The 20,602-nt window shown below is 73.4% G+C and carries 22 protein-coding genes; 12 read left to right on the forward strand and 10 right to left on the reverse strand.

Going from position 1 to position 20,602, the window contains the following annotated elements; translation table 11 throughout:
- Nucleotides 1-2: 2 nt before the first annotated feature.
- Nucleotides 3-662, reverse strand: a complete 660-nt coding sequence (locus DFJ69_RS01375) for a DedA family protein (RefSeq protein ID WP_116020783.1) — start codon at nucleotides 660-662, stop codon at nucleotides 3-5.
- A 190-nt stretch (nucleotides 663-852) separates the two neighbouring features.
- On the opposite strand from DFJ69_RS01375, the gene DFJ69_RS01385 reads away from it, so the two are divergent.
- Complete coding sequence (locus DFJ69_RS01385; RefSeq protein ID WP_116020785.1) at nucleotides 853-1,671, forward strand: SAM-dependent methyltransferase; 819 nt, start codon at nucleotides 853-855, stop codon at nucleotides 1,669-1,671.
- Here the strand turns inward: DFJ69_RS01385 and DFJ69_RS01390 are convergent.
- From DFJ69_RS01390 to DFJ69_RS01430, 9 genes are all read right to left on the reverse strand, one after another.
- Nucleotides 1,668-1,919: a hypothetical protein gene (locus DFJ69_RS01390; RefSeq protein WP_116020786.1), complete on the reverse strand. Its 252-nt coding sequence runs from the start codon at nucleotides 1,917-1,919 to the stop codon at nucleotides 1,668-1,670. The genes DFJ69_RS01385 and DFJ69_RS01390 overlap by 4 nt on opposite strands.
- Before the next feature lie 91 nt (nucleotides 1,920-2,010).
- Nucleotides 2,011-3,252, reverse strand: coding sequence for a sensor histidine kinase (locus DFJ69_RS01395; protein ID WP_116020787.1), 1,242 nt, complete (start codon nucleotides 3,250-3,252; stop codon nucleotides 2,011-2,013).
- Nucleotides 3,249-3,956 carry a response regulator transcription factor gene (locus DFJ69_RS01400; RefSeq protein ID WP_116020788.1) on the reverse strand — a complete coding sequence of 236 codons (708 nt, stop codon included), beginning with the start codon at nucleotides 3,954-3,956 and terminating at the stop codon, nucleotides 3,249-3,251. Before DFJ69_RS01400 ends, DFJ69_RS01395 begins: the two co-directional genes overlap by 4 nt.
- 49 nt (nucleotides 3,957-4,005) lie before the next feature.
- Complete coding sequence (locus DFJ69_RS01405; protein ID WP_116020789.1) at nucleotides 4,006-4,866, reverse strand: S1C family serine protease; 861 nt, start codon at nucleotides 4,864-4,866, stop codon at nucleotides 4,006-4,008.
- Between the two features lie 9 nt (nucleotides 4,867-4,875).
- The gene (locus tag DFJ69_RS01410) at nucleotides 4,876-5,823 is read right to left on the reverse strand and encodes a VWA domain-containing protein (protein ID WP_116020790.1); all 948 of its coding nucleotides are present in this window, start codon (nucleotides 5,821-5,823) and stop codon (nucleotides 4,876-4,878) included.
- Nucleotides 5,820-6,761 (reverse strand): DUF58 domain-containing protein, encoded by a 942-nt coding sequence (locus DFJ69_RS01415; RefSeq protein ID WP_116020791.1) that lies wholly within the window; start codon nucleotides 6,759-6,761, stop codon nucleotides 5,820-5,822. Before DFJ69_RS01415 ends, DFJ69_RS01410 begins: the two co-directional genes overlap by 4 nt.
- Nucleotides 6,758-7,801, reverse strand: coding sequence for an AAA family ATPase (locus DFJ69_RS01420; RefSeq protein ID WP_425453281.1), 1,044 nt, complete (start codon nucleotides 7,799-7,801; stop codon nucleotides 6,758-6,760). The genes DFJ69_RS01415 and DFJ69_RS01420 overlap by 4 nt, the downstream gene beginning before the upstream one ends.
- Nucleotides 7,798-8,040, reverse strand: a complete 243-nt coding sequence (locus DFJ69_RS01425) for a hypothetical protein (RefSeq protein WP_116020792.1) — start codon at nucleotides 8,038-8,040, stop codon at nucleotides 7,798-7,800. Before DFJ69_RS01425 ends, DFJ69_RS01420 begins: the two co-directional genes overlap by 4 nt.
- 74 nt (nucleotides 8,041-8,114) lie before the next feature.
- The gene (locus tag DFJ69_RS01430) at nucleotides 8,115-9,398 is read right to left on the reverse strand and encodes a citrate synthase (protein WP_116020793.1); all 1,284 of its coding nucleotides are present in this window, start codon (nucleotides 9,396-9,398) and stop codon (nucleotides 8,115-8,117) included.
- A 264-nt stretch (nucleotides 9,399-9,662) separates the two neighbouring features.
- Between DFJ69_RS01430 and DFJ69_RS01435 the strand changes: the two genes are divergently transcribed.
- The 11 genes from DFJ69_RS01435 (at nucleotide 9,663) to DFJ69_RS01485 (ending at nucleotide 20,487) form a co-directional block, all read left to right on the forward strand.
- Nucleotides 9,663-10,814, forward strand: coding sequence for a M20 metallopeptidase family protein (locus DFJ69_RS01435; RefSeq protein WP_116020794.1), 1,152 nt, complete (start codon nucleotides 9,663-9,665; stop codon nucleotides 10,812-10,814).
- 15 nt (nucleotides 10,815-10,829) lie between these two features.
- Nucleotides 10,830-11,750 (forward strand): aldo/keto reductase, encoded by a 921-nt coding sequence (locus DFJ69_RS01440; RefSeq protein ID WP_116020795.1) that lies wholly within the window; start codon nucleotides 10,830-10,832, stop codon nucleotides 11,748-11,750.
- A 4-nt stretch (nucleotides 11,751-11,754) separates the two neighbouring features.
- Nucleotides 11,755-12,348, forward strand: coding sequence for a class I SAM-dependent methyltransferase (locus tag DFJ69_RS01445; RefSeq protein ID WP_116020796.1), 594 nt, complete (start codon nucleotides 11,755-11,757; stop codon nucleotides 12,346-12,348).
- An 84-nt stretch (nucleotides 12,349-12,432) separates the two neighbouring features.
- Nucleotides 12,433-13,236: an SAM-dependent methyltransferase gene (locus DFJ69_RS01450; RefSeq protein WP_245973917.1), complete on the forward strand. Its 804-nt coding sequence runs from the start codon at nucleotides 12,433-12,435 to the stop codon at nucleotides 13,234-13,236.
- A gap of 54 nt (nucleotides 13,237-13,290) precedes the next feature.
- Complete coding sequence (locus DFJ69_RS01455) at nucleotides 13,291-14,844, forward strand: class I adenylate-forming enzyme family protein (RefSeq protein WP_245973918.1); 1,554 nt, start codon at nucleotides 13,291-13,293, stop codon at nucleotides 14,842-14,844.
- Between the two features lie 126 nt (nucleotides 14,845-14,970).
- Complete coding sequence (locus tag DFJ69_RS01460) at nucleotides 14,971-15,882, forward strand: helix-turn-helix domain-containing protein (protein ID WP_116020797.1); 912 nt, start codon at nucleotides 14,971-14,973, stop codon at nucleotides 15,880-15,882.
- Nucleotides 15,883-15,917: 35 nt separating this feature from the next.
- Nucleotides 15,918-16,814 (forward strand): phosphorothioated DNA-binding restriction endonuclease, encoded by an 897-nt coding sequence (locus DFJ69_RS01465; protein WP_116020798.1) that lies wholly within the window; start codon nucleotides 15,918-15,920, stop codon nucleotides 16,812-16,814.
- A gap of 83 nt (nucleotides 16,815-16,897) precedes the next feature.
- A complete protein-coding gene (locus tag DFJ69_RS01470; protein ID WP_116020799.1) occupies nucleotides 16,898-17,323 on the forward strand; it encodes an OsmC family protein in 426 nt (141 codons plus the stop codon).
- Between the two features lie 457 nt (nucleotides 17,324-17,780).
- Nucleotides 17,781-18,539: a bestrophin-like domain gene (locus DFJ69_RS01475; RefSeq protein ID WP_116020800.1), complete on the forward strand. Its 759-nt coding sequence runs from the start codon at nucleotides 17,781-17,783 to the stop codon at nucleotides 18,537-18,539.
- A 2-nt stretch (nucleotides 18,540-18,541) separates the two neighbouring features.
- Entirely contained in the window at nucleotides 18,542-19,117 is a 576-nt protein-coding gene (locus DFJ69_RS36015) for a hypothetical protein (RefSeq protein WP_116020801.1), read from the forward strand.
- A gap of 722 nt (nucleotides 19,118-19,839) precedes the next feature.
- Nucleotides 19,840-20,487: a hypothetical protein gene (locus DFJ69_RS01485; protein WP_147312160.1), complete on the forward strand. Its 648-nt coding sequence runs from the start codon at nucleotides 19,840-19,842 to the stop codon at nucleotides 20,485-20,487.
- The last annotated feature ends 115 nt before the right edge of the window (nucleotides 20,488-20,602 follow it).

The following is a 20,602-nucleotide window of genomic DNA, read 5'->3' on the forward strand; positions in this document are numbered from 1 at the left end:
TCTCACATCCGATCAGTCCGCCGGGCGCCGCGCCGGGCCCCGACCAGGCGGAGCACGGCGAAGGCGAGGACGGCCGCCGCCGACACCGCCAGCACGCCCTTCGAGTACGTGCCCACATACTCCTCCACGGTGTGCCAGCTCTCCCCCAACCGGTAACCCGCCAGCACGAACGTCAGATTCCAGATCAGGCTGCCGAGCGTCGTGAGGCCCGCGAACGCGGGCAGCGACATCCGCTCCACGCCCGCCGGCACGGAGATCAGACTCCGGAAGATCGGGATCATCCGGCCGAAGAACACCGCCTTGGTCCCGTGCCGGGCGAACCACGCCTCCGTGCGGTCCAGGTCCGAGACCTTCACCAGCGGCAGCCGGCCTGCCAGCGCCCGCACCCGGTCCCGGCCGATCGCCGCGCCGATCCCGTACAGGGCCAGCGCGCCCACGACCGACCCGAGGGTCGTCCAGAGGATCGCCGCCGCCAGGCCCATCCGGCCCTGGCTCGCGGTGAAGCCGGCGAGCGGCAGGATCACCTCGCTCGGCAGCGGGGGGAACAGGTTCTCCAGGGCGATGGCCAGGCCCGCCCCGGGGGCGCCCAGCCGGTCCATCAGGTCGGTCGCCCAGCCAGCGATCCCGCCGGTCACGACCTCGTCGCTCGCATACTGGATCATGCCCTCGACGCTAGGAGCGGCGCGCGACGGCCACCATGAAGCCGCCCGCCGACCTCCCGGCGGCCGACCGCAGTCCGACCCTGCGGAAAACCCCAGGTTCCGACCGGATCAGGGCAATCGACTGATCTCCCCGGCGGACCTGTCTAGCCTCGTGGGCAATCACCCACCCCGCGAACGAGGAGCCCGCACCGTGTCCGCACAGGAGCAGGAGCACGCCCCCACCGGCATCGACGTCACCCAGCCGAGCTTCGCCCGCGTGTACGACTACTTCCTCGGCGGCAAGGACAACTACGCGGCCGACCGGCAGGTCGCCGACATGGTGATGCAGCTCGTCCCCGAGGCCCCCGTGGTGGCGCAGGGCAACCGCACCGCCATCGAGCGCGCCGTCCGCCACCTGGCCGGGGTGACCGGCATCGACCAGTTCGTCGACATCGGCTCCGGGCTGCCGACCGCCAGCAACGTGCACGAGTACGCCAAGGACGCCAACCCCGCCGCGCACGTCGTCTACGTCGACAACGACCCGATCGTGCTGGCGCACGGCCGGGCGCTGCTCACCGAGACGGGCGTGGCGACCGTCATCCAGGGCGACCTGTACGAGCCGGAGAAGATCTTCACCGACCCGGGGCTCACGGCGCTGATCGACCTGAGCCGCCCGGTCGGGATCATCCTGGCCGCGATCGTCCACCACGTGCCCGACGAGCGGGACCCCGGGGCCGTGGTGCGGGCGCTGCACCCGTTCGTGGCGCCCGGCAGCCACTTCGTCCTCACCCATCTGCACGACTCCGGCGACGACCCGCGGGTCGAGGAGGCCAAGCGGATCCTGCAATCCGGGCTCGGCGGCTCGTACTTCCGCGGCCGGGACGAGATCGCGGGCTTCCTGGACGGGCTGACGCTGCTGGAGCCCGGCGTCGTCAACGTGACCGAGTGGCGGCCGGAGGGCCCGGCGGGCCCGCTGGAGCACCCGCTGCACTCCCAGATGGTCGCCGCGATGGCGCGGAAGGACGCCTAGCCGGCGGATCCGGCCGCCCGCGGCCGCGTCTCTCCGGCCGCGACCCGGCCGGAGAGATGGCGGGCGCGCTCGGCCTCGTCCTCGAACGCCAGGACGGTCACCGCGCCGCCGCCCTCGACGACGAGCAGGTACGGCAGGCCGCCGGACTCGGCGAGATAGGTGATCGCGCCGTCGACGCGTCCGCAGACGCGGGCGCCGGGGAACCGGGCGAAGACGTCCCGGCCGCCGGTGAAGGTCTCCGTGCGCATGGGCCCTCCGTACGGTCGCGTCCCGGTGCGCCGTCATTCCCCCATGCGACGGTGTCCCCCGAGTGTCGCGAGAGTTACGCGTCCCCCAACTTCACCGGGTTTCGAGCGGGGCCTCCAACGGGTCGGCGTCGGGCGCGGCCGTCCCGGCGCCGGTGTCCGGCGACGCCGGCAGCCAGATCACGAAGGTGCTGCCGACGTTCTCCCGCGACCGCAGCCGCACCTGACCGCCGTGCGACTCGGCGATGTGCCGGACGATCGCCAGCCCCAGCCCGGTGCGGCGTTCGCGGGACCGGTGCCGTTCGCCGCCCCGCCAGAACCGATCGAACACCCGGTCCTGGTCGTCCGCGCGGATGCCGGGGCCCGCGTCCTTGACCGCCAGCCACAGCCAGCCGTCCCACCGGCCCGCGCCGACGGTGATCCGGGAGCCCGGCGGGGCCAGCCGCACCGCGTTGGACAGCAGGTTCCCGGCGGCCCGGCGCAGCGCGTCGTGGTCGCCGATCACCGTCAGCCCGGCGGCCAGGCGCAGATCGACGCCCAGGGCGCGGGCGGCGGCCAGCGGCTCGAACTCCTCGGCCGCCTCCCGCGCCACCGTGGCCAGGTCCACGTCGGCGTCCTCCAGCGCCGGGGCCGACCGGCGCGCGGTGGCCAGCAGGTCCTCCACCAGCCGGGTCATCCGGGTGGTGGCCCGGTCGATCACCTGCGCGGACCGGTCCCGCTCGGCGGGGGTGGCGTCCGGGGCCGACAGCACGGTGTCCAGGTTGGCCCGGATGATCGCCAACGGGCTCCGCAGCTCGTGCGAGGCGTCGTCGATGAGCCGCCGCTGCGCCGCGAACGCGCTGTCGAGCCGGTCCAGCATCGAGTCGATCGTGTCGGCCAGGGAGCGCAGCTCGTCGGCCGGGCCCGCCAGCCGGATCCGCCGGGACAGGTCGGTGGCCTGGATCTCGGCGGCGGCCCGGGTGATGGCGCTGACCGGCCGCAGCGCCCGGCCCGACAGCACCCAGCCGATGGCGAGGCTGGCCACGAACAGGCCGCCGAGCATGCCCAGCGAATAGTGCTTGAGGGTCTGTTGGGTCTCGTAGTGGATGGCGGCGGTGACGTCGCGTTCCTTGACGACCTCGACGACCTGCCCGGTCGACAACTGGGTGCCGTTCGGCAGGACGCGGATCTTCTCCGCGTTGAACGTCTTCGACACCGGGCGCGCGTCGGCGGAGTGGGTGACCGCCATGTAGGTGCCGCCGAGCACGCTCGCGGTCAGCACGAACAGCAGCGTGGAGTACATGACGGTCAGCCGGAACCTGATCGTCTGGACGAAGCCCGGCAGCCGGGGCCTCATCGCACCGCCTCGGGCGCGCCCTCGCGCAGCCGGTAGCCGCGCCGCACCAGCGTCTCGATCAACTGGTCCCCGTCGTCCCCGGCGAGCTTGCGCCGCAGCGTCCCGATGGTGACCCGGACGGTGTTGGTGAACGGGTCGGCGTTCTCGTCCCAGACGTGCTCCAGCAGGTCCTCGGTGGAGACCACCTCGCCGGGACGCGACATCAGGTAGCGCAGCACCGCGAACTCCTTGGGGGTGAGCTGGAGCCGCCGACCGCCCCGGAACGCCTCGTGGCGGGACGTGTCGAGCGTCAGCTCCCCCACCGTCCACACCGCCGAGCCGCCCCTGCTGTCGCGGCGCAGCAGGGCGCGGACCCGCGCCAGCAGTTCGGGGAAGGCGAACGGCTTGACCAGGTAGTCGTCGGCGCCCTCGTCGAGCCCGCGCACCCGGTCGGCCAGCCGGTCCCGCGCGGTCAGCATCAGGATCCGCAGGTCCGCGCCGGTCTCCCCGGCCAGCGCGCCGTCGCGGATGGTGCGACAGAAGTCCATGCCGTCCCCGTCGGGGAGGTTGAGGTCCAGGACCATCAGGTCGTAGGAGGTGGCGTAGAGCTTCTCGGTGGCCTGCGCGATGTCGTACGCCACGTCGACCGCGTAGTCCGCCCGCACCAGCCCGAACCGCAGGGCCTCGACGAGGTCCTCCTCGTCCTCGACGACCAGTACCCGCATCGCGCCCCTCCTTCATCGCCCGTCGCCCGTGTGACCGTCGTCCGCGGATTCAGCGTATGAGCCGCCGCGCGGTGTCGACCGTCCGATCCGCCGGGATCGCGAACCCGATGCCGATGGAGCCCGATCCGCCCCGGCTCAGCATCGCCGTGTTGACCCCGACGACCTCGCCGCGCGCGTTGACCAGCGGGCCGCCCGAGTTGCCCGGGTTGATGGACGCGTCGGTCTGCAGCACCCGGCCGGGCTCGGCGTCGCCGAGCCGGACCTCGCGGTCCAGGGCGCTGACGATGCCGCCGGTCACGGTGCCGGCCAGGCCGAGCGGCGAGCCGATCGCCAGCACCGGGTCGCCCACCCGCACGTCGGCGGAGCGGCCCATCACCAGGGGCGGCGGGCTGTCGGCCGGGTCGATCGCCAGCACCGCGATGTCCTGGCCGGTGTCGGCGCCCACGATCCGGGCGTCCAGCCGCCGCCGGTCCGGCAGGACGACGGTGACCTCCCCGCCGCCGTCGACCACGTGGGCGTTGGTCAGGACGTGGCCCGAACGGTCGAGCACGAAGCCCGAGCCGGTGCCGCGCGAGGTGCCGGCGCGGACCTCCACGGAGACCACGCCGGCCTGCACGCGGGCGGCCATGTCGCTGAGGTCGCCCGCGCCGGCGACGGTGCCGGCGGTCGACTGGCGCAGCGGCGGCGGCGCCGGGTCCCCGGCCGCCGTCCAGCCGCCGACCGCGCCCGCCGCGCCCCCGGCGAGGACGGCGGCCACCACGGCGGTCATCAGGACCCGGCCGGGCCCTCCCGTCCGCGGCGGCGCGGGAGGTCGTGGGGCCGGCGGCGGGACCGGGGGCAGGGCGGGCGGGGTCCGGTCGAGGAAGTCGGGACCCCGGGGAGTCCCGAGTCCCGGTGGGGTTCGGATCATGTCGGCTCCTCAGGGAAGTCGGGAGAACCACAGCAGGGATCCGGCGGCGGCGGCGAAGGCGAGCACGAGCCCGCCCCCGACGAACCACGCCCAGATCTCCCGCCGCTCGGTGCGGTAGCCAATGCTGCTGCCGATGTCGGCGTAGACCCGGCTCAGCTCCGCACCGGTCGCGGCCTCGTAGAAGCGGCCGCCGGTGGCCTGCGCCAGGCGCTCCAGCGCGGGCCCGTCGACCGGGACGGGGACGACGGCGCCCTCGCTCTCGATCACCCCCTCGGGAGTGCCGTAGGCGATGGTGGACACCGGGACGCGGGCCTGCACGGCCCGCTGCGCGGCGACCTCGGGGGTCCGTCCGGTGGTGTTGCTGCCATCCGACAGCAGCACGATCCGGGCGGGCGGCGCGGCTTGGCCCCACTGCGCCCCGAACGCCGCGACGGCCTCCAGCGAGGTGAACACCGCCTCGCCGATGGCGGTGCGCGGGCCGAGCCCGAGCCCGTCCACCCCGGCCTGCACGGCGCGCCGGTCGGTGGTGGGCGGGACGGCCACCGCGGCGGTGCCCGAGAACGACACCAGCCCGACGTTGAACCGCTCGGGCAACGCCCCCAGGAGGGAACGGGCGGCCCGCTTGGCGGCGGTCAGCCGGTCGGGGGCGACGTCGGTGGCCTCCATCGAGGTGGACACGTCGACCGCGATCATGATGGTGGCCTGTTCGCGGGGCACCCGGACGTCGGCGGCCGGCCGGGCGAACCCGGTCACGAACAGCCCCGTCATCAGCAGGAACGCGGCGGCCGGCGCGTGCCGCCGCCAGCCCGGGCGCAGCGGCGCCACCTTCTCCAGCAATTCAAGGTTGGTGAAGCGGACCGCGTACCTGCCGCGCCTGAGCCACATCACCGCGTAGGCGGCCAGCAGCCCGGCCGGGGCGATCAGCAGGAGCAGCCGGATCGGGTCGAGGAACGTCATGCCGGCTCACCCCCCATCGGCGGTGGGAACGCTCCAAGAACACGTTGACGGCGAACGTGCCGGACGATGTCCCGCAGCCAGTCGCCGTCGGTGCGCAGCCTCAGATGCGACGCCCCCGCCCTGCGCAGCCCGTGTTCGATGGCCTCGCGCTGCTCGACGGCGGCGCGTTCATAGCGTTCCCTGACCCGGCGGGCGGCGGTCGGGATCTCCCCGCGCCGCCCGGTCTCGGGGTCGACCACCGTGAGCAGCCCCACGTCGGGGAGCGTCAGCTCACGCGGGTCGACCACCTCCACGGCCAGCACCCGGTGCCGTCGGGCCAGCAGCCGCAACGGCCGCCGCCAGGTCTCCACCGGCTCCAGGAAGTCCGACACCACCACCACGAGCCCACGTCGCCGCAGCGACGTGCGCGCCAGCAGTTCGGCCCCGGCGCCCAGCCCCGGGGAGGTCACGCCCCGGGCGCGGGCGGGGACGCGGGGCGACTCCAGCAGCGTCCGGAGCAGCCACAGGAGATGCGGGCGTCCGGTGCGGGCCGGAACGTGGCGCAGCCCTTCCCCGTGCAGGATCTGCGCGCCCATCCGGTTCCCCGAACGTTCCGTCAGGAAGCCCACGGCGGCGACGGCGGCCACCGCCAGGTCGCGCTTCTCGACCCGGCCGGTGCCGAAGTCCATGCTCGCCGTGCAGTCCACGAGGGCCCAGGTCTCCAGCTCCCGATCCGCGATCCGGTCGCGGACGTGCGGCACGGAGGTGCGGGCGGTCAGGTTCCAGTCCATGACCCGAACGTCGTCGCCGGGCGCGTACGGGCGTCCCTCGGCGATCTCGCTCCCGGGGCCCGGCAGCAGCCCCTGATGGTCGCCCTGCAGGAGTCCGTCCAGCCTGCGCAGCACGGTCAGCTCCAGACGCCGGAGCGCCTGCTCGGGAGCCAGGTCCCGCAGGATCACGCCGCCTCCTCACCCTCGCGCGGCGCGACGCGCGGCATCGGGACGGCCGCCAGCACCCGTTCCACCAGGGCGTTCGCGGAGATCCCGTCGGCCAGCGCGTCGAACGACAGCACCAGCCGGTGCGCGATGACGTCGCCCGCCAGGTCCCGTACGTCCACCGGGAGCACGTACTCACGGCCGCGCAGCAGGGCCAGCGCGCGGGCGGCGGCGACCAGGCCCAACGTGGCGCGCGGACTGGCCCCGTAGGCGATGTGGCGGCCCATCCCCGGGACGCCGTACGCGTCCGGCGCGCGGGTGACCGACACCAGCCGGACCACGTACCGGGCGACCGCGTCGTGGACGAACACCCGCTGTGCGGCGAGGCGCAGCGCGGCGAGCCCGTCGGTGTCCAGGACGGCGGACGGCACGGGCCGCCGCGTGCTCATCCGGTAGAGGATCGCCAGTTCCTCGGCCTCGTCGGGGTAGCCGACGTCGATCTTCAACAGGAACCGGTCCCGCTGCGCCTCCGGCAGTTGGTAGACGCCCTCGGACTCTATGGGGTTCTGGGTGGCCAGCACCAGGAACGGCGCGGGCGCCGGGAAGGTGCGCCCGCCGATGCTGACCCTGCCCTCCGCCATCACCTCCAGCAGCGCCGACTGGACCTTGGCGGGGGCCCGGTTGATCTCGTCGGCCAGCACCACGTTGGCCAGCACCGGGCCCGGCTCGACGTCGAAGTCCTCGGTGGACGGCCGGTAGATGCGGGTGCCCACGATGTCGGCGGGCACCAGGTCGGGGGTGAACTGGATGCGGGCGAAGGTGCCGCCGACCACGGTGGCGAGGGTCTCGGCGGCCAGCGTCTTGGCGACCCCGGGCGCGCCCTCCAGCAGGCAGTGCCCGCCGGCCAGCGCGGCGACCAGCATCCGCTCGACCATCCGGTCCTGCCCGACGATGACCCGCTTCACCTCGAACAGCGCCCGCTCGGCGAGCGCGTCCCGAGATCCCGCCGTCCCGGCGGGGCCGCCCGGGCCCTGCCGGGCCCGGGCGGGGTCGGCGGTGTTCACCGGGTGTCCGCGGTCTCGGCCGACGGGGCGGGCGACGGCGACCGCTTGTGCGGGCAGTCCTCGTCGGTCCAGGACCCGGCGCCGACGGTCGCGGGATCGACGTGCTCGACGATGCGCAACTCGGTCCGCGCGCCGTCGGGATCGGTCGCCGCCAGCGCGGTGCCGGCCGCGGCGACCACCCCGGCCGCCGCCAGCCCGGCACCGGCCAGCGCGATCTTGACTCGTCCGCTGAGTGCCATGCTCTGTCATCCTCCCGATAGCGGTGATGGGAGAGATCTCAACAGAGCGGGGCGAAAGCGGAGTTAAGGATTCCTCAGCGCTCTTCGCGCGGCACGTAGTGGCGCTCGCCGGGGCCCAGGTAGACCTGCCGCGGGCGGCCGATCTTGGTGGTGGGGTCGGCCATCATCTCGCGCCACTGCGCGATCCAGCCCGGCAGCCGACCCAGCGCGAACAGCACGGTGAACGCGTTGGTCGGGAACCCGAGGGCCTTGTAGATCACGCCGGTGTAGAAGTCGACGTTCGGGTACAGCTTGCGCTCGACGAAGTAGTCGTCGGCGAGCGCGACCTCCTCCAGTCGCATGGCGATGTCCAGCAGCGGGTCGGGCTTGCCGAGCGCCTCGAGCACCTTGGAGGTGGCCTTCTTCACCACGGCGGCGCGCGGGTCGTAGTTGCGGTAGACGCGGTGCCCGAAGCCCATCAGCTTCAGGCCGGGCTCCTTGGACTTGACCCGCCGCACGAACGAGTCGACGTCGCCGCCGTCGGCGTTGATCTGCTCCAGCATCTCCAGCACGGCCTGGTTGGCGCCGCCGTGCAGCGGGCCCCACAGCGCGTTGACCGCCGCCGAGATGGACGAGAACAGGTTGGCCTGACTGGAGCCCACCAGCCGGACCGTGGAGGTGGAGCAGTTCTGCTCGTGGTCGGCGTGCAGCACGAACAGCATGTCGAGGATCTCGGCGATCTCCGGGTCCACCTCGTAGGGGGTGGGCGGCACACCGAACGACATGCGCAGGAAGTTCTCCACGTAGCCGAGCGAGTTGTCCGGGTACAGCAGCGGCTGGCCGATGGAGGTCTTGTACGCGTACGCGGCGATCGTCGGCAGTTTGGAGATCAGCCGGATGCTGGAGATGTCGACCTGCTCGGGGTCGAACGGGTCGAGGCTGTCCTGGTAGAAGGTGGACAGCGCGCTGACGGCCGAGGACAGGACCGCCATCGGGTGGGCGTCGCGGGGGAACCCGGCGAAGAAGTTCTTGAAGTCCTCGTGCAGCATCGTGTGGTTGCGGATCTTATCGGTGAAGTCCGAGAACTCGGTCTCGGAGGGCAGCTCACCGTAGATCAGCAGATAGGCGACCTCCAGGAACGACGCGCTCTCCGCCAGCTCCTCGATCGGGTAGCCGCGGTAGCGCAGGATGCCGGCGTCGCCGTCGATGTAGGTGATCGCCGAGGTGCAGGACGCGGTGTTGACGAACCCCGGGTCCAGGGTGACGTACCCGGTCTCCTTGAGGAGACTGCCGACCCCCAGGCCGCCGGGCCCTTCGGTCGCGCTGGTCACCTCAAGAGACATCCGCCCGCCGGGGTGGTCGAGCTCGATGTCGGACATACGCCCTCCTCTGTCGTGCGCGCGTTCACGTTGTGCCGGTCGTGCCGGGATCACCGGCGCGTGAGGATCCTCGTCGCCGCCTGGTGTGGCGGGATCCTCCCCATCCGGGACCTTAGCGACACCTCGCCCCGCACCCGTACGGCGGCCCCTCCCCGGGCGGCACGACGAACTGCCCTCCCCTGGACTTACGGGAAATGTGAAATCTGCGTTACAGGCACGCTCCGGGTGCGGGGGCGGGTCCGACGCCGTCCACACTGGGTGGGCATGGGAGAGGGCTGGGTCGACAAGTTCCGCGCGGCGGTCGCCGACGAACTGCCCGCCGCGGTGGACCTGCGGCATCGTCTGCACGCCGATCCGCGCCCGTCCGGTGACGAGGCCGCCACCGCGCGGGCCGTGGTCGCGGCGCTGGAGGCCGGCGACGGCGCGCCCGTCGCGCACACCGGGCGTGTCGTGCGGGTGGGCGGCGACGGTCCCGCGGTGGTGCTGCGCGCCGAGTTGGACGGGTTGCCGATCGAGGAGCGGACCGGGGTCCCGTGGGCCTCCCGCAACGGGTTCATGCACGCCTGCGGGCACGACGTGCACCTCGCGGCGCTGGTCGCGGTGTGCCGGGCGGCCGCGCGGATCGGACCGCCGGCCCCCGTGCTGGCGCTGCTGCAGCCCCGTGAGGAGACCGCCCCGTCGGGCGCCGTGGACGTCGTCCGCGCCGGGGTCCTGGACGGCTGCCTGGCCGTGGTCGGCGTGCACGTCCAGCCGAGGCTGGCCGAGGGTGTGGTGTCGGCCACACCGGGGCCGGTGAACGCGGCGGCCGACGAGTTCGAGATCACGATCGACGGGCGGGGCGGGCACGCCGGGTATCCGCACATCACCCGCGATCCCGTGCTGGCGCTGTGCCAGTCGGTGGTGAGCCTCCAGCAGATCGCCAGCCGCCGTTTCGACCCGGTGCTGGGCGCGGTGTGCACCGTCGGCGAGGTCACCGCGGGCAGCGCCGCCAACGTCGTCCCGCCCACCGCGTCGGCCCGCGGCACCATCCGGGTGATGCGCGACGACGACCGCGCCGTCGCGGCCGACCTGATCCGCGACATCGTGGCGCACACGGCGGCGGCGCACGGGTGCGAGGGCCGGGTGACGATGCGGCCCCTCCAGCCGGTGCTGGAGAACGACCGGCGGCTGGCGGCGGAAGCGGCGCTGCGCCTGGCGGGCATGGGCGCGACGGTGGACACGACGTTCCGCTCGTTCGGGGCCGACGACTTCTCCCACTACTGCCGGCTGACGCGGGGGCTGATGCTGTTCGTGGGCACGGCGGGCGACGACGCGCCGGGCCTGCACCACGCCGGGTTCCTGCCGGACGACGCGCTGGTGGGCCGGGTAGCCGACGCCTACCTGGCGGGGTACCTGGCGGCCTGCGACACCGCGTGAGCCTACGCTGGACACATGAGCTTGGGGCTGGGTCTGGCGGCCTTGGGCCGCCCGGCGTACATCAATGTGGGGCGGTCCGGCGAGCTGCCGGGCGAACGCAGCGTCGGCGCGATGCGCGAGGCCGCCCATCGGGTGCTGGACGCCGCGTACGCCGCCGGCATCCGCTGGGTGGACGCCGCCCGTTCGTACGGGCGCGCGGAGGAGTTCCTCGCGGGCTGGCTCGACGGGCACGACGACGTCACCGTCTCCAGCAAGTGGGGCTACGCCTACGTGGGCGGCTGGCGCACGGACGCGCCTCGGCACGAGGTCAAGGAGCATTCGGCGGAGCGGTTCCGGGGGCAGCTCGCCGAGTCGCGGGCCCTGCTGGGCGACCGCCTGTCGCTCTACCAGGTGCACTCGCTGACCGATGAGGGCCCGCTGTTCCGGGACGGGCCGCTGTTGGCGGAGCTGGCCCAGGCCGCCGCCGACGGGCTGCGCCTGGGTTTCTCCACGACCGGCCCCCGACAGGCGGAGACGGTGCGCCGCGCGCTGGGCCTGGAGGCCGACGGCCGCCGCCTGTTCACCGCCGTCCAGTCGACCTGGAACGTGATGGAGCCGTCCGTCGAGGACGCGCTGCGCGAGGCCCACGACGAGGGCGTCCACGTCCTGGTGAAGGAGACCCTCGCCAACGGGCGGCTCGCGGTGGACCCGCCGGAGCCGGTGGCGGCGCTCGCCGAGGCGCACCGGGTCGGGCCGGACGCCGTCGCCCTGGCCGCCGCCCTGAGCCGCCCCTGGGCCGACACCGTCCTGGTGGGCTCGGTGAGCGTCACGCAGCTTCACGCCAACCTGGTCGCGTCGACGCTGATCTTGGACGAGCGGGAGCTGGCGGCCCTCGCCGAGGCCGCCGTCCCGCCCGCCCGCTACTGGGCCGAACGCGCCGCCCTCCCCTGGGGTTGAGCCGTTGACCGACTACTGGAACCACAACGTCCACTACCACCCCGTGGTCCTCGACGCCGTCCCGCCGGGCTGCCGCGCGGCGCTCGACGTCGGCTGCGGCGAAGGGCTGCTGGCCCGCCGGCTCGCCGCCCGGGCGGAGCGGGTGACGGGCCTGGACACCGACGCCCGGATCCTCGACGAGGCCCGGCGGCGCACCGACGACCCCCGCGTGACCTACGTCGAGGGCGGCCTCCTGGAGCACCGGCCGCCACCGCACGGCTACGACTTCATCAGCTCGGTCGCCACCGTCCATCACATGGACTTCGGCGCGGCCGTGACGCGGATGGCCGAGCTGCTCAACCCCGGAGGCACGCTGGTCGTCATCGGTCTGGCCCGCGACCGCGCCCCCGTCGACCGGCTGAGGAGCGCGGCGGCCCTCCCCGCCGCGCGGGTGCTGCGCCGGCGGCGCGGCGAGTCCGATCCGGTGGGCCTGCGCATGGTGGACCCGGGGATGAGCTGGGGCGAGGTGCGCGCGGAGACGGCCCGACTGCTGCCCGGCGCACGGTGGCGGCGGCATCTGCTGTGGCGGTACTCGATCGTCTGGAACCGGTCCTCTTAGCCCGGCCCGTCCCGAAACGCACCCATGGCGGGCTTCTGTCGGCATACGATGATCACCGCGTGAGGCGGCAGGTGAGGAGACACCGTGGCGGGCGACCGATCCGGGTCGGGCGGGTTCGACCCGTCCGTGCCCAACATCGCACGGATGTACGACTACTACCTCGGCGGCAAGGACCACTACGAGGCGGACCGCAGACAGGCCGAACGGGCCATGGCGGCCGATCCGACGCTGCTGACGGTGATCCGCGAGAACCGGGCGTTCGTCGGCCGCGCCGTCCGGTATCTGGCCGAGCAGGGCATCGACCAGTTCCTCGACATCGGCACCGGCCTGCCCACCCAGCAGAACGTCCACCAGATCGCGCACGCGGTCGATCCGGACGCCCGCGTCGTGTACGTCGACAACGACGGCCAGGTCGTGGCGCACGGGCGGGCGATCCTGGCCGACTCCGCGAACTCCACCGTCGTGGAGGCCGACCTCCGTCGCCCGCGCGAGATCCTCGACCACCCCGAGACGCGGCGGCTGCTGGACTTCGACCGGCCGGTGGCCGTGCTGGTGGTGGCGACCCTGCACTTCATCCCGGACGCCGCCGGGCCGCAGGAGATCATGGCCGAGCTGCGGGACGCGCTGGCCCCCGGCAGCCATCTCGCGCTGACGCACGCCTCCCCCGACGGGCTCCCCGACCTGGTCGCCAAGGTCGTGGAGGTCTACAAGCGCACCAACGCCCCCGGCACGCCCCGTACGTACGACCAGGTGGCCGCCCTGTTCGGTGACTTCGAGCTGCTGGACCCCGGGTTGGTGTGGGCGTCGCTGTGGCGTCCGGAGCGCCCGGTGAGCCGGGAGGAGGCGCTCCGGACGTGGTTCTACGGCGGGGTCGCCCGCAAGACCTGATCGCGGCGCGCGGGCACACGGGCGCGCGGGCCGACGGAGGCCGGAGGAGGGCCGATGCAGGCGATGACGGTGGGCGGGGCGCTGGCGGACGCGGCGCGCCATGACGGGGTCTTCCTCCACGACGGCGATCGGCGGATCACGTACGCCGAGTTCGACGCGCTGACCGACCGGGTCGCCGCAGGGCTGCTGGCCCGGGGCGTCCGGCGCGGCGACCGGATCGGGCTGCTGGGCCTGAACACCCCGCAGTGGCTGGCCGCCTTCTTCGGCGCGGCGCGGATCGGGGCCGTGCTCGTCACCCTGAACGTGCGGTACCGGGAGCGGGAGCTCGTCCACATGCTGGGCCAGAGCGGCGCCCGCACGGTCATCAGCGTCGACGAGGCCGCCGGTTTCGACTTCGCCGGGTTCTTCGAGAGCTCCCGGGAGGCGCTGCCCGGCCTCACCGACCACGTGTTCTTCGGCGAGGGCCCGGCGGGCGACGCCTCGTTCGACGCGCTCGCCGCGACGGACGCCGACCCGGCGCTCCTGGCGAAGGCCCGTGACGCGGTGACGGCGGACGACCCGCTGGTGATCCTGTACACCTCCGGCACCACGGGCCGGCCCAAGGGCGCGGTCATCACCCACGGCGGCATCCTGGCCTCGGCGTCGGCGCAGGCCGCGCACTTCTCGATGGACGAGACGGACGTGCTGCTCGGACATCTGCCGTTCAATCACGTCGGCGGCATCACCTGCACCGTCATGGCGGCGCTGGTCGCGGGATCGTCGGTGGCGCCGCTGCCCGCGTTCGGACCCGACGCGGCGCTGCGGGCGATCGAGCGGCACCGGGTCACGTTCCTGGGCGCGGTGCCCACGATGTTCGTGCTGATGCTGGGCCGCGACGACTTCGCCGACCACGACGTGTCGTCGGTGCGGCTGTGCACGGCGGGCGGGTCCAACGTCGAGCCCGCGCTGGCCGAGGCGATCCGCGAGGGGTTCCCCGGCGTCCCCCTGTACGGGCTGTACGGCCTGTCGGAGACGTCGGGGGCGTGCGTGCTGTCGCCGGTCGACGACGACGCCGAGACGGTGACGCGCACGCTCGGCGTCGTGGTCGGCGACTTCGAGGCGCGGGTGACCGGGCCGGACGGCGCGGTGCTGCCGTCGGGCGAGGTCGGCGAGCTGGAGATCCGCGGCGGCTGCGTGGCCGGCGGCTACTGGGAGATGCCCGAGGAGACCGCGGCGGCCTTCCGCGCGGACGGCTGGCTGGCCACCGGGGACATGGTCGTCATGGAGCCGGACGGGCACCTGGTGCTGCGCGGCCGCAAGAAGGAGATGTACATCCAGGGCGGCTTCAACGTCTATCCGGTGGAGATCGAGAACGTCCTGACCGCGCATCCCGGGGTCGCGATGGCCGCCGGGATCGGGGTGCCCGACGAGATCCTCGGCGAGGTCGGCCACTGCTACGTCGTTCCGCGCCCGGGGGTCGAGCCGCCGACGGAGGAGGAGTTGACCGCGTACTGCCGGGAGCGGCTGGCCGACTACAAGGTGCCGCGACGGTTCGTGGTCACCGACGACGTTCCGCTGACTCCGGTCGGTAAGATCAACAAAGCGGAGCTCAGAGAACGCCCGGCCTGACCGAGAACCACCCGCTCAGGGCAATGCGGGTTTTGCGGTGATTCATTAGGCTGCTGGTGTCCTCGTCCACTTGGACGAGGACGGGCCCCTCGATTGGCTGGTAGTACCTTGCACGAGGAAGCGCTGATGCCCGCGCTCGTTCCTGCGGGCGCCGACACACCGACGGCGGAGGTCGTCGGGTACCCCCGCCGCGGCGGACCGACCGTGCTGCGCCTGCTGCTCGGCGGTCACCTGCGGGAACTGCGCGAGACGGCGGGCATCTCGGCGGAGGACGCCGGGTACGCCATCCGCGGCTCCCACTCCAAGATCAGCCGAATGGAGAACGGCCGGGTCGGCTTCAAGCAGCGCGACGTGGCCGACCTGCTCACCCTCTACGGGGTGACCGACGAGGCCGACCGCGAGGCCGTGCTGTCGCTGGCGCGGCAGGCCAACACCCCCGGCTGGTGGCACCGCTACGGCGACGTGCTGCCCGCCTGGTTCGAGGTCTACCTCGGGCTGGAGGAGGCCGCCTCGCTGATCCGGGCGTACGAGGTGCACTTCGTGCCCGGCCTGTTGCAGACCGAGGACTACGCCCGCGCCATCGTCCGGCTCGGCCATCCCGAGGCCGGCGAGGAGGAGGTCGAGCGTCGGGTGGGCCTGCGGCTGGCCCGACAGATGCGGCTGATGGGCCCGGACGCACCGGCCGTGTGGGCGGTCGTCGACGAGACGGCGCTGCACCGGCGGGTCGGCGGCACGGCGGTGATGCGCGAGCAGGTCCGCCACCTCATCGAGATGTCCACGCTGCCCAACGTCACCCTGCAGGTCGTGCCGCTGAACGTCACCGGCAGCACGGCGGCGGGCGGCCCGTTCACGATCCTGCGCTTCGCCGAGCCCGCCCTGTCGGACGTCGTCTACCTGGAGCACCTCACCAGCGCCCTCTACCTCGACAAGGCCGGCGACGTGGAGGCGTACCTGCGCGCCATCAACGGGCTGTCGGTGGCGGCGGGTCAGCCGCAGGAGACCCAGCGTCTGTTGCAGGACATCCTGGCCGGAATGTAGGCCGGGCGGCGACGGGCGTCTGGCAGGCTGTCGACGTGGACTGGGTGGATCGGGTGCTCGGCGTCCGTCGGTGGACGCGGGGCGGTGAGCGCGCGCCGCACAAGCCGCTCCTCCTGCTGTACGCGCTCGGCGCGTACCAGCGTCACGGGGCGGCGCCCATCCCGTTCTCGGCGGCCGAGGCCTCCCTGCAACGCCTGCTCAGGGAGTTCGGCCCGCCCCGCCACACCCACATGGGCTACCCGTTCCACCACCTTGCCGCCGACGACCGCCTCTGGCAGGTCGACACCGACGACGGCCCCGGCAGCCCGGGGTCCAACCCGGGCGCGCTGCGGTCGACGCGGGCGCGGGGCCGGCTGCACCCCGAGCTCACGGCGGCGTTGGACGCCGACCCGCGGCTGCTCGGGCGGCTCGCGCGGGCGCTGTTGGAGGCGAACTTCGCCCCTTCGCTGCACGACGACGTCTGCCAGGAGGCGGGTCTGGACCTGGCGGGCGCCGAACTTCCCGTCGCCGTGGAGAGCCGCCTGCCGCCGCGCGACCCGGCGTTCCGCTGGGAGGTCCTGGAGGCGTACGGGTTCCGCTGCGCCTTCTGCGACTACGACGGCCTGTTGGACGGCGTGGCGGTCGGGCTGGACGCCGCGCACGTGCGGTGGCGCTCCTACGAGGGGCCGGACGAGGCGGCGAACGGCCTGTGCCTGTGCGCCCTGCACCACAGGCTGCTGGACCGGGGCGTCCTCGGTCTGACGCCCGACCGCGAGATCACCGTGTCCCACGGCTTCCGCGCCACCGCGCCGACCGCCTCGCTCCTGGTGCTGGACCTGTCGGGGCGGCCCGTCCGCCCCCCGCGGTCCGGGCGGCCCACGGTGGAGGCCGGCCATATCGCCTGGCACACCGACCAGGTGTTCCGGCGCCCGGCACGGGCCCCCGCCGCGTAGCCGGCACCGAAGATCGGTATTGAATGGGAGCGCCGCCCCGGGCGGCCTCCACAACGCGAAACACTCCGGAAGGAACACATCACATGGCAACGACCCGTACCGCCGGCGCCCACTGGGAAGGCCCGCTCATGGGCGGGCAGGGCACGGTGTCCCTCGAGTCCTCGGGCCTCGGCACGTTCGACGTCAACTGGCCGTCGCGCGCCGAGAAGCCGGAGGGCCGCACGAGCCCCGAGGAGCTCATCGCCGCCGCCCACTCCACCTGCTTCTCGATGGCCCTCTCCCACGGGCTGGCCGGGGCGGGCACCCCGCCGGAGACCGTCGACACCAAGGCGGACGTCACCTTCCAGCCCGGCGAGGGCATCACCGGCGTCCACCTGACGGTCCGCGCCACGGTCCCCGGCCTGTCGGCGGAGGACTTCCAGAAGGCCGCCGAGGCCGCCAAGGCCAACTGCCCGGTCAGCAAGGCCCTGACCGGCACCACCATCACCCTGGACGCCGCGCTCGCCTGACCCGCCCCGCCCGCACGCCCGGGCCCGCGGGCCCGGGCGTCGCGGCGCGAAACACCGGCGATCACCAGAGGGCCGTGCGAAACCGACCGACCGGGCACACTGGTCGGCCCCCTCCCCTCGGACAGCCGAAGGACCGGTGCGCGGAGCCGGCGGTCGGCACCGCCACGGCGCTCGTCCGACCGCCGCCGACGTGTTCCACTCTCGCGGCCTCGACTTCGACATGCGCGTCGCGACCGGCGAAAACCATTCGGCGCCGGTGACCAGGCGACCCACCGCCGGCGGAACGGTCGTCAAGCCTTATCGAGGCGTCGGACGGCCCGGCCTATCGCCGGAGTAACATCCCCGTGGCCTTACGTAACCGACCGTCGGGTAACACAAAGCGCTGGTATTGTCGCGGTCGGTAGTTGATCGGCGGGCGCCGGCCCGCGTCGTGACGATGCCCCCGGGGAGTCCGTCGATGGTCGTGTACGTGCTCGCGGCGGTGGCGGCGATCGGTGTGGTGCTGATCGCCAGTCGTCTGGTCCGCGGCAAGACCGACGAGGAACCGGACGGCCCCACGTCGGGTCACACGGGGTCCATGCTCGCCGCGCTGTTCCTGTTGGCGTTCGCCATCGCGATCGTGGTGCCCTGGACGACGATCGACGCCGCCCGGCAGAACACCTACGCCGAGAGCCAGGCCGTCGCCGAGGCGTACTGGTCGGCCACGCAGCTCCCCGCCCCCACCTCGGGTCGGGTGCAGGCGGGGCTGCGCGACTACGTCGAGCTGGTGCGCGGCCACGAGTGGGAGTTGATGCGCGACGGCCGGCTGAGCCCCGACGGATGGTCCCGGCTGGAGGAGGTGCGCCGCGAGGTCACCGCGCTGCGCACCGAGGACGACGACGTCCGCGAGGCCCGCACGGCGGTGCTCGACCGGGTCCGGGAGATCAGCGCGTCCCGCCGCCAGCGCGCGATGGACGCCGTCACCACCCCGCCGCCCGGGCTGCTCGTCATGACGCTGGTGGCGGGCCTGTCGGTGGTGCTGTTCCCGTTCCTGACCGGGGCCCGTCCGCGCGGCAGGACGCTCGTGCCGCTGGCCATCATGAGCGGGCTGCTGGCCATCGGGGTCTACCTGGTCTTCGACATCTCCCACGTGTTCGCCGGGGCGCTGGCCGTCCAGCCGGACGCGTTCGACAACGTGCTGCCCGAGCTGCGGCGCATCTCGGCGGGGGTCGGCTGACCATGCGCTGCACACTGACCACCGCCATGGCCGCCGCCCTGTTGCTGCTGGCCGGCGCCACACCCGCCGTCGCCGGCGGCACCGGCGACGCCAAGGCCGGCGCCTCCGGCAGCGTCGGGCTCTGCCTGCGCCTCGACCTCCTCCGACTCCGCCTCGGCGACTGCAAGCGCCGCGAAACACCCCCGCACCCGCCCTCCCCGAGGCCCAGCCAGACCACGCCCCAACCCCCCCGACCGAAGCCGTCACCCCCCAAGACCGTGCCACCGAAGCCGACGCTGCCCCCGGCCGTGCCGCCGGCGCCCCCCTCGCCGTCCGCCTCACCGTCGGCGACCCCCTCGATCAGGCCCTCCATCGTGATCCCCCCGGGCCCGATCGCGCCCGGGCTGCAGCCGCCGGGCGCCCCCCGCCCCGCGGTCATGCCCCCCTCGGTGGTGCCGACCCCCACCGTGTCGATCCACCAGGCCCGGCAAACCCCCTCCGCCCTGGACCGCCGCCGCAACCCGCTGGCCACCCTGGTCGTCATCGTCCTGCTGGCCATCGCCATCGCCTCCGGCTCCGCCATCGCCTTCGCCCGCTGACACCACCGGGGCCCACCCCCTCCACCACCCAAGCGGCGCCTTCCACCACCCACACCCACCCACGTACGGCGGGTTCCAACCCCTCCCCCAGTGAGCAAGGGCAGCACCTCCCCTCCCGACCGGCACCACCACCAGGCAAGCCGCAAGCACCGGCCCAGAACGCGCAGGCACAGCGCCCCCATGCACTCCGCCCCGGCCCATACCGGCAGCGCCGCGCACGAGCGAGCAGCAGACACCGCCCCTGGGCGAGCAAGCGCAGCACTCCGCCCCGACGCACACCAACAGCAGCGCCCGCAACCGAGCCACAAACACGGCCACGACGAACAAACGCAGCATCCCCGTACCCCGCCCCGACGCACACCGGCAGCGTCGCGTGCAAGCGGGCGGCAGTACCGGTCCCGGGGGCAGGCGCAGCGGCTCACTGCATTTCGCCTCGGCGCAGGTCAGCCTTACGGCACGTAGGTCTGTGGCGCGTGCCGGCGCACAGGGAGCAGGTTCAGCGGCTCCCCGGACTTCGGCCTGGGGTGGATCGACATCGCCTGGTCGGAGGTGTGGGGTCGAGGTTGTTCGGGGTTCGGGGCGGCGAATCAAGTACCGGCTCCCTATAACCCGACAGGCCCCACTCCCGACGCGGAGGCGATAGCGTCTCGGCCGCCGGGAGTGCTCCCGGTGCCCGACCGGAAGGAGGTACGGCCATGGTCGCCGTCCCAGGTTTGGATCCGTTGGCAGCGGCACCGGTGGTCCGTCCGATCTTCGGCGTGGACATCGCCGGCTTCGGGCACCCGGACCGCGACGACGAGGTGCAGGTCGCGGTCAGGCGGGTGCTCTACCAGGTGCTGCGCGAGGCATGGGAGGGGGCGGGGCTGTCGTGGGCCGACGCCCTTCGCGAGGATCGGGGCGACGGCGTTCTGCTCATCGCCTCACCGGCCGAGCCCCCGGGCACGCTCATCGACCCGCTCCTGGAGCTGATCCGCCTGCGGCTCAACCGGCACAACCGGCTGTCGAGCCCGGCCGCGCAGATCCGTCTTCGGGCGGCTCTGCACCTGGGGCCCGTTCACCGCGACCAGCATGGTGTGACGGGTACGGCGGTCACGCACATGTTCCGGCTCTTGAACGCGCCGCAATTGCGGACGGCCTTGGAGGAGCCCGACACGGATCTGGCGTTCATCGCCTCCCAGCAGGTGTTCGACCACATCATTCGCACCCATGGCTCCATGGGTCCGGAGAGTTATCTGCCGGTGGAGTGCCGGGTGAAGGAGACGTTGGCGCCGGCCTGGATCACCATTCCGACGCGCGGTCGCCGTCCGCTTCTGGCGCCGGCGCATGAGAATGTTCCCGGCGTGACGCGCCTGATGGAACGCGCCGAGTGAAGATCTCGGTGACCGTACGGTTCGCCTCGTTCCCGTGCCCGGAACCACCGGTCGGCGGTCACGGGCACGGCCCCGCGGCCTCGGAGAACGCGTCGGCGCCTCCTGATCGGTGACG

It is taken from the genome of Thermomonospora umbrina, assembly GCF_003386555.1.
Classification (GTDB): Bacteria; Actinomycetota; Actinomycetes; order Streptosporangiales; family Streptosporangiaceae; genus Thermomonospora; species Thermomonospora umbrina.

What these genes read in the sequence shown, in the direction of transcription:
- DFJ69_RS01375 (WP_116020783.1), bottom strand. Translation starts at nt 662, where the DNA reads ATGATCCAGTATGCGAGCGACGAGGTCGTGACCGGCGGGATCGCTGGC.
- DFJ69_RS01390 (WP_116020786.1), bottom strand. Translation starts at nt 1,919, where the DNA reads ATGCGCACGGAGACCTTCACCGGCGGCCGGGACGTCTTCGCCCGGTTC.
- DFJ69_RS01395 (WP_116020787.1), bottom strand. Translation starts at nt 3,252, where the DNA reads ATGAGGCCCCGGCTGCCGGGCTTCGTCCAGACGATCAGGTTCCGGCTG.
- DFJ69_RS01400 (WP_116020788.1), bottom strand. Translation starts at nt 3,956, where the DNA reads ATGCGGGTACTGGTCGTCGAGGACGAGGAGGACCTCGTCGAGGCCCTG.
- DFJ69_RS01405 (WP_116020789.1), bottom strand. Translation starts at nt 4,866, where the DNA reads ATGATCCGAACCCCACCGGGACTCGGGACTCCCCGGGGTCCCGACTTC.
- DFJ69_RS01410 (WP_116020790.1), bottom strand. Translation starts at nt 5,823, where the DNA reads ATGACGTTCCTCGACCCGATCCGGCTGCTCCTGCTGATCGCCCCGGCC.
- DFJ69_RS01425 (WP_116020792.1), bottom strand. Translation starts at nt 8,040, where the DNA reads ATGGCACTCAGCGGACGAGTCAAGATCGCGCTGGCCGGTGCCGGGCTG.
- DFJ69_RS01430 (WP_116020793.1), bottom strand. Translation starts at nt 9,398, where the DNA reads ATGTCCGACATCGAGCTCGACCACCCCGGCGGGCGGATGTCTCTTGAG.
- DFJ69_RS01435 (WP_116020794.1), top strand. Translation starts at nt 9,663, where the DNA reads ATGGGAGAGGGCTGGGTCGACAAGTTCCGCGCGGCGGTCGCCGACGAA.
- DFJ69_RS01440 (WP_116020795.1), top strand. Translation starts at nt 10,830, where the DNA reads ATGAGCTTGGGGCTGGGTCTGGCGGCCTTGGGCCGCCCGGCGTACATC.
- DFJ69_RS01455 (WP_245973918.1), top strand. Translation starts at nt 13,291, where the DNA reads ATGCAGGCGATGACGGTGGGCGGGGCGCTGGCGGACGCGGCGCGCCAT.
- DFJ69_RS01460 (WP_116020797.1), top strand. Translation starts at nt 14,971, where the DNA reads ATGCCCGCGCTCGTTCCTGCGGGCGCCGACACACCGACGGCGGAGGTC.
- DFJ69_RS01470 (WP_116020799.1), top strand. Translation starts at nt 16,898, where the DNA reads ATGGCAACGACCCGTACCGCCGGCGCCCACTGGGAAGGCCCGCTCATG.
- DFJ69_RS01475 (WP_116020800.1), top strand. Translation starts at nt 17,781, where the DNA reads ATGGTCGTGTACGTGCTCGCGGCGGTGGCGGCGATCGGTGTGGTGCTG.
- DFJ69_RS36015 (WP_116020801.1), top strand. Translation starts at nt 18,542, where the DNA reads ATGCGCTGCACACTGACCACCGCCATGGCCGCCGCCCTGTTGCTGCTG.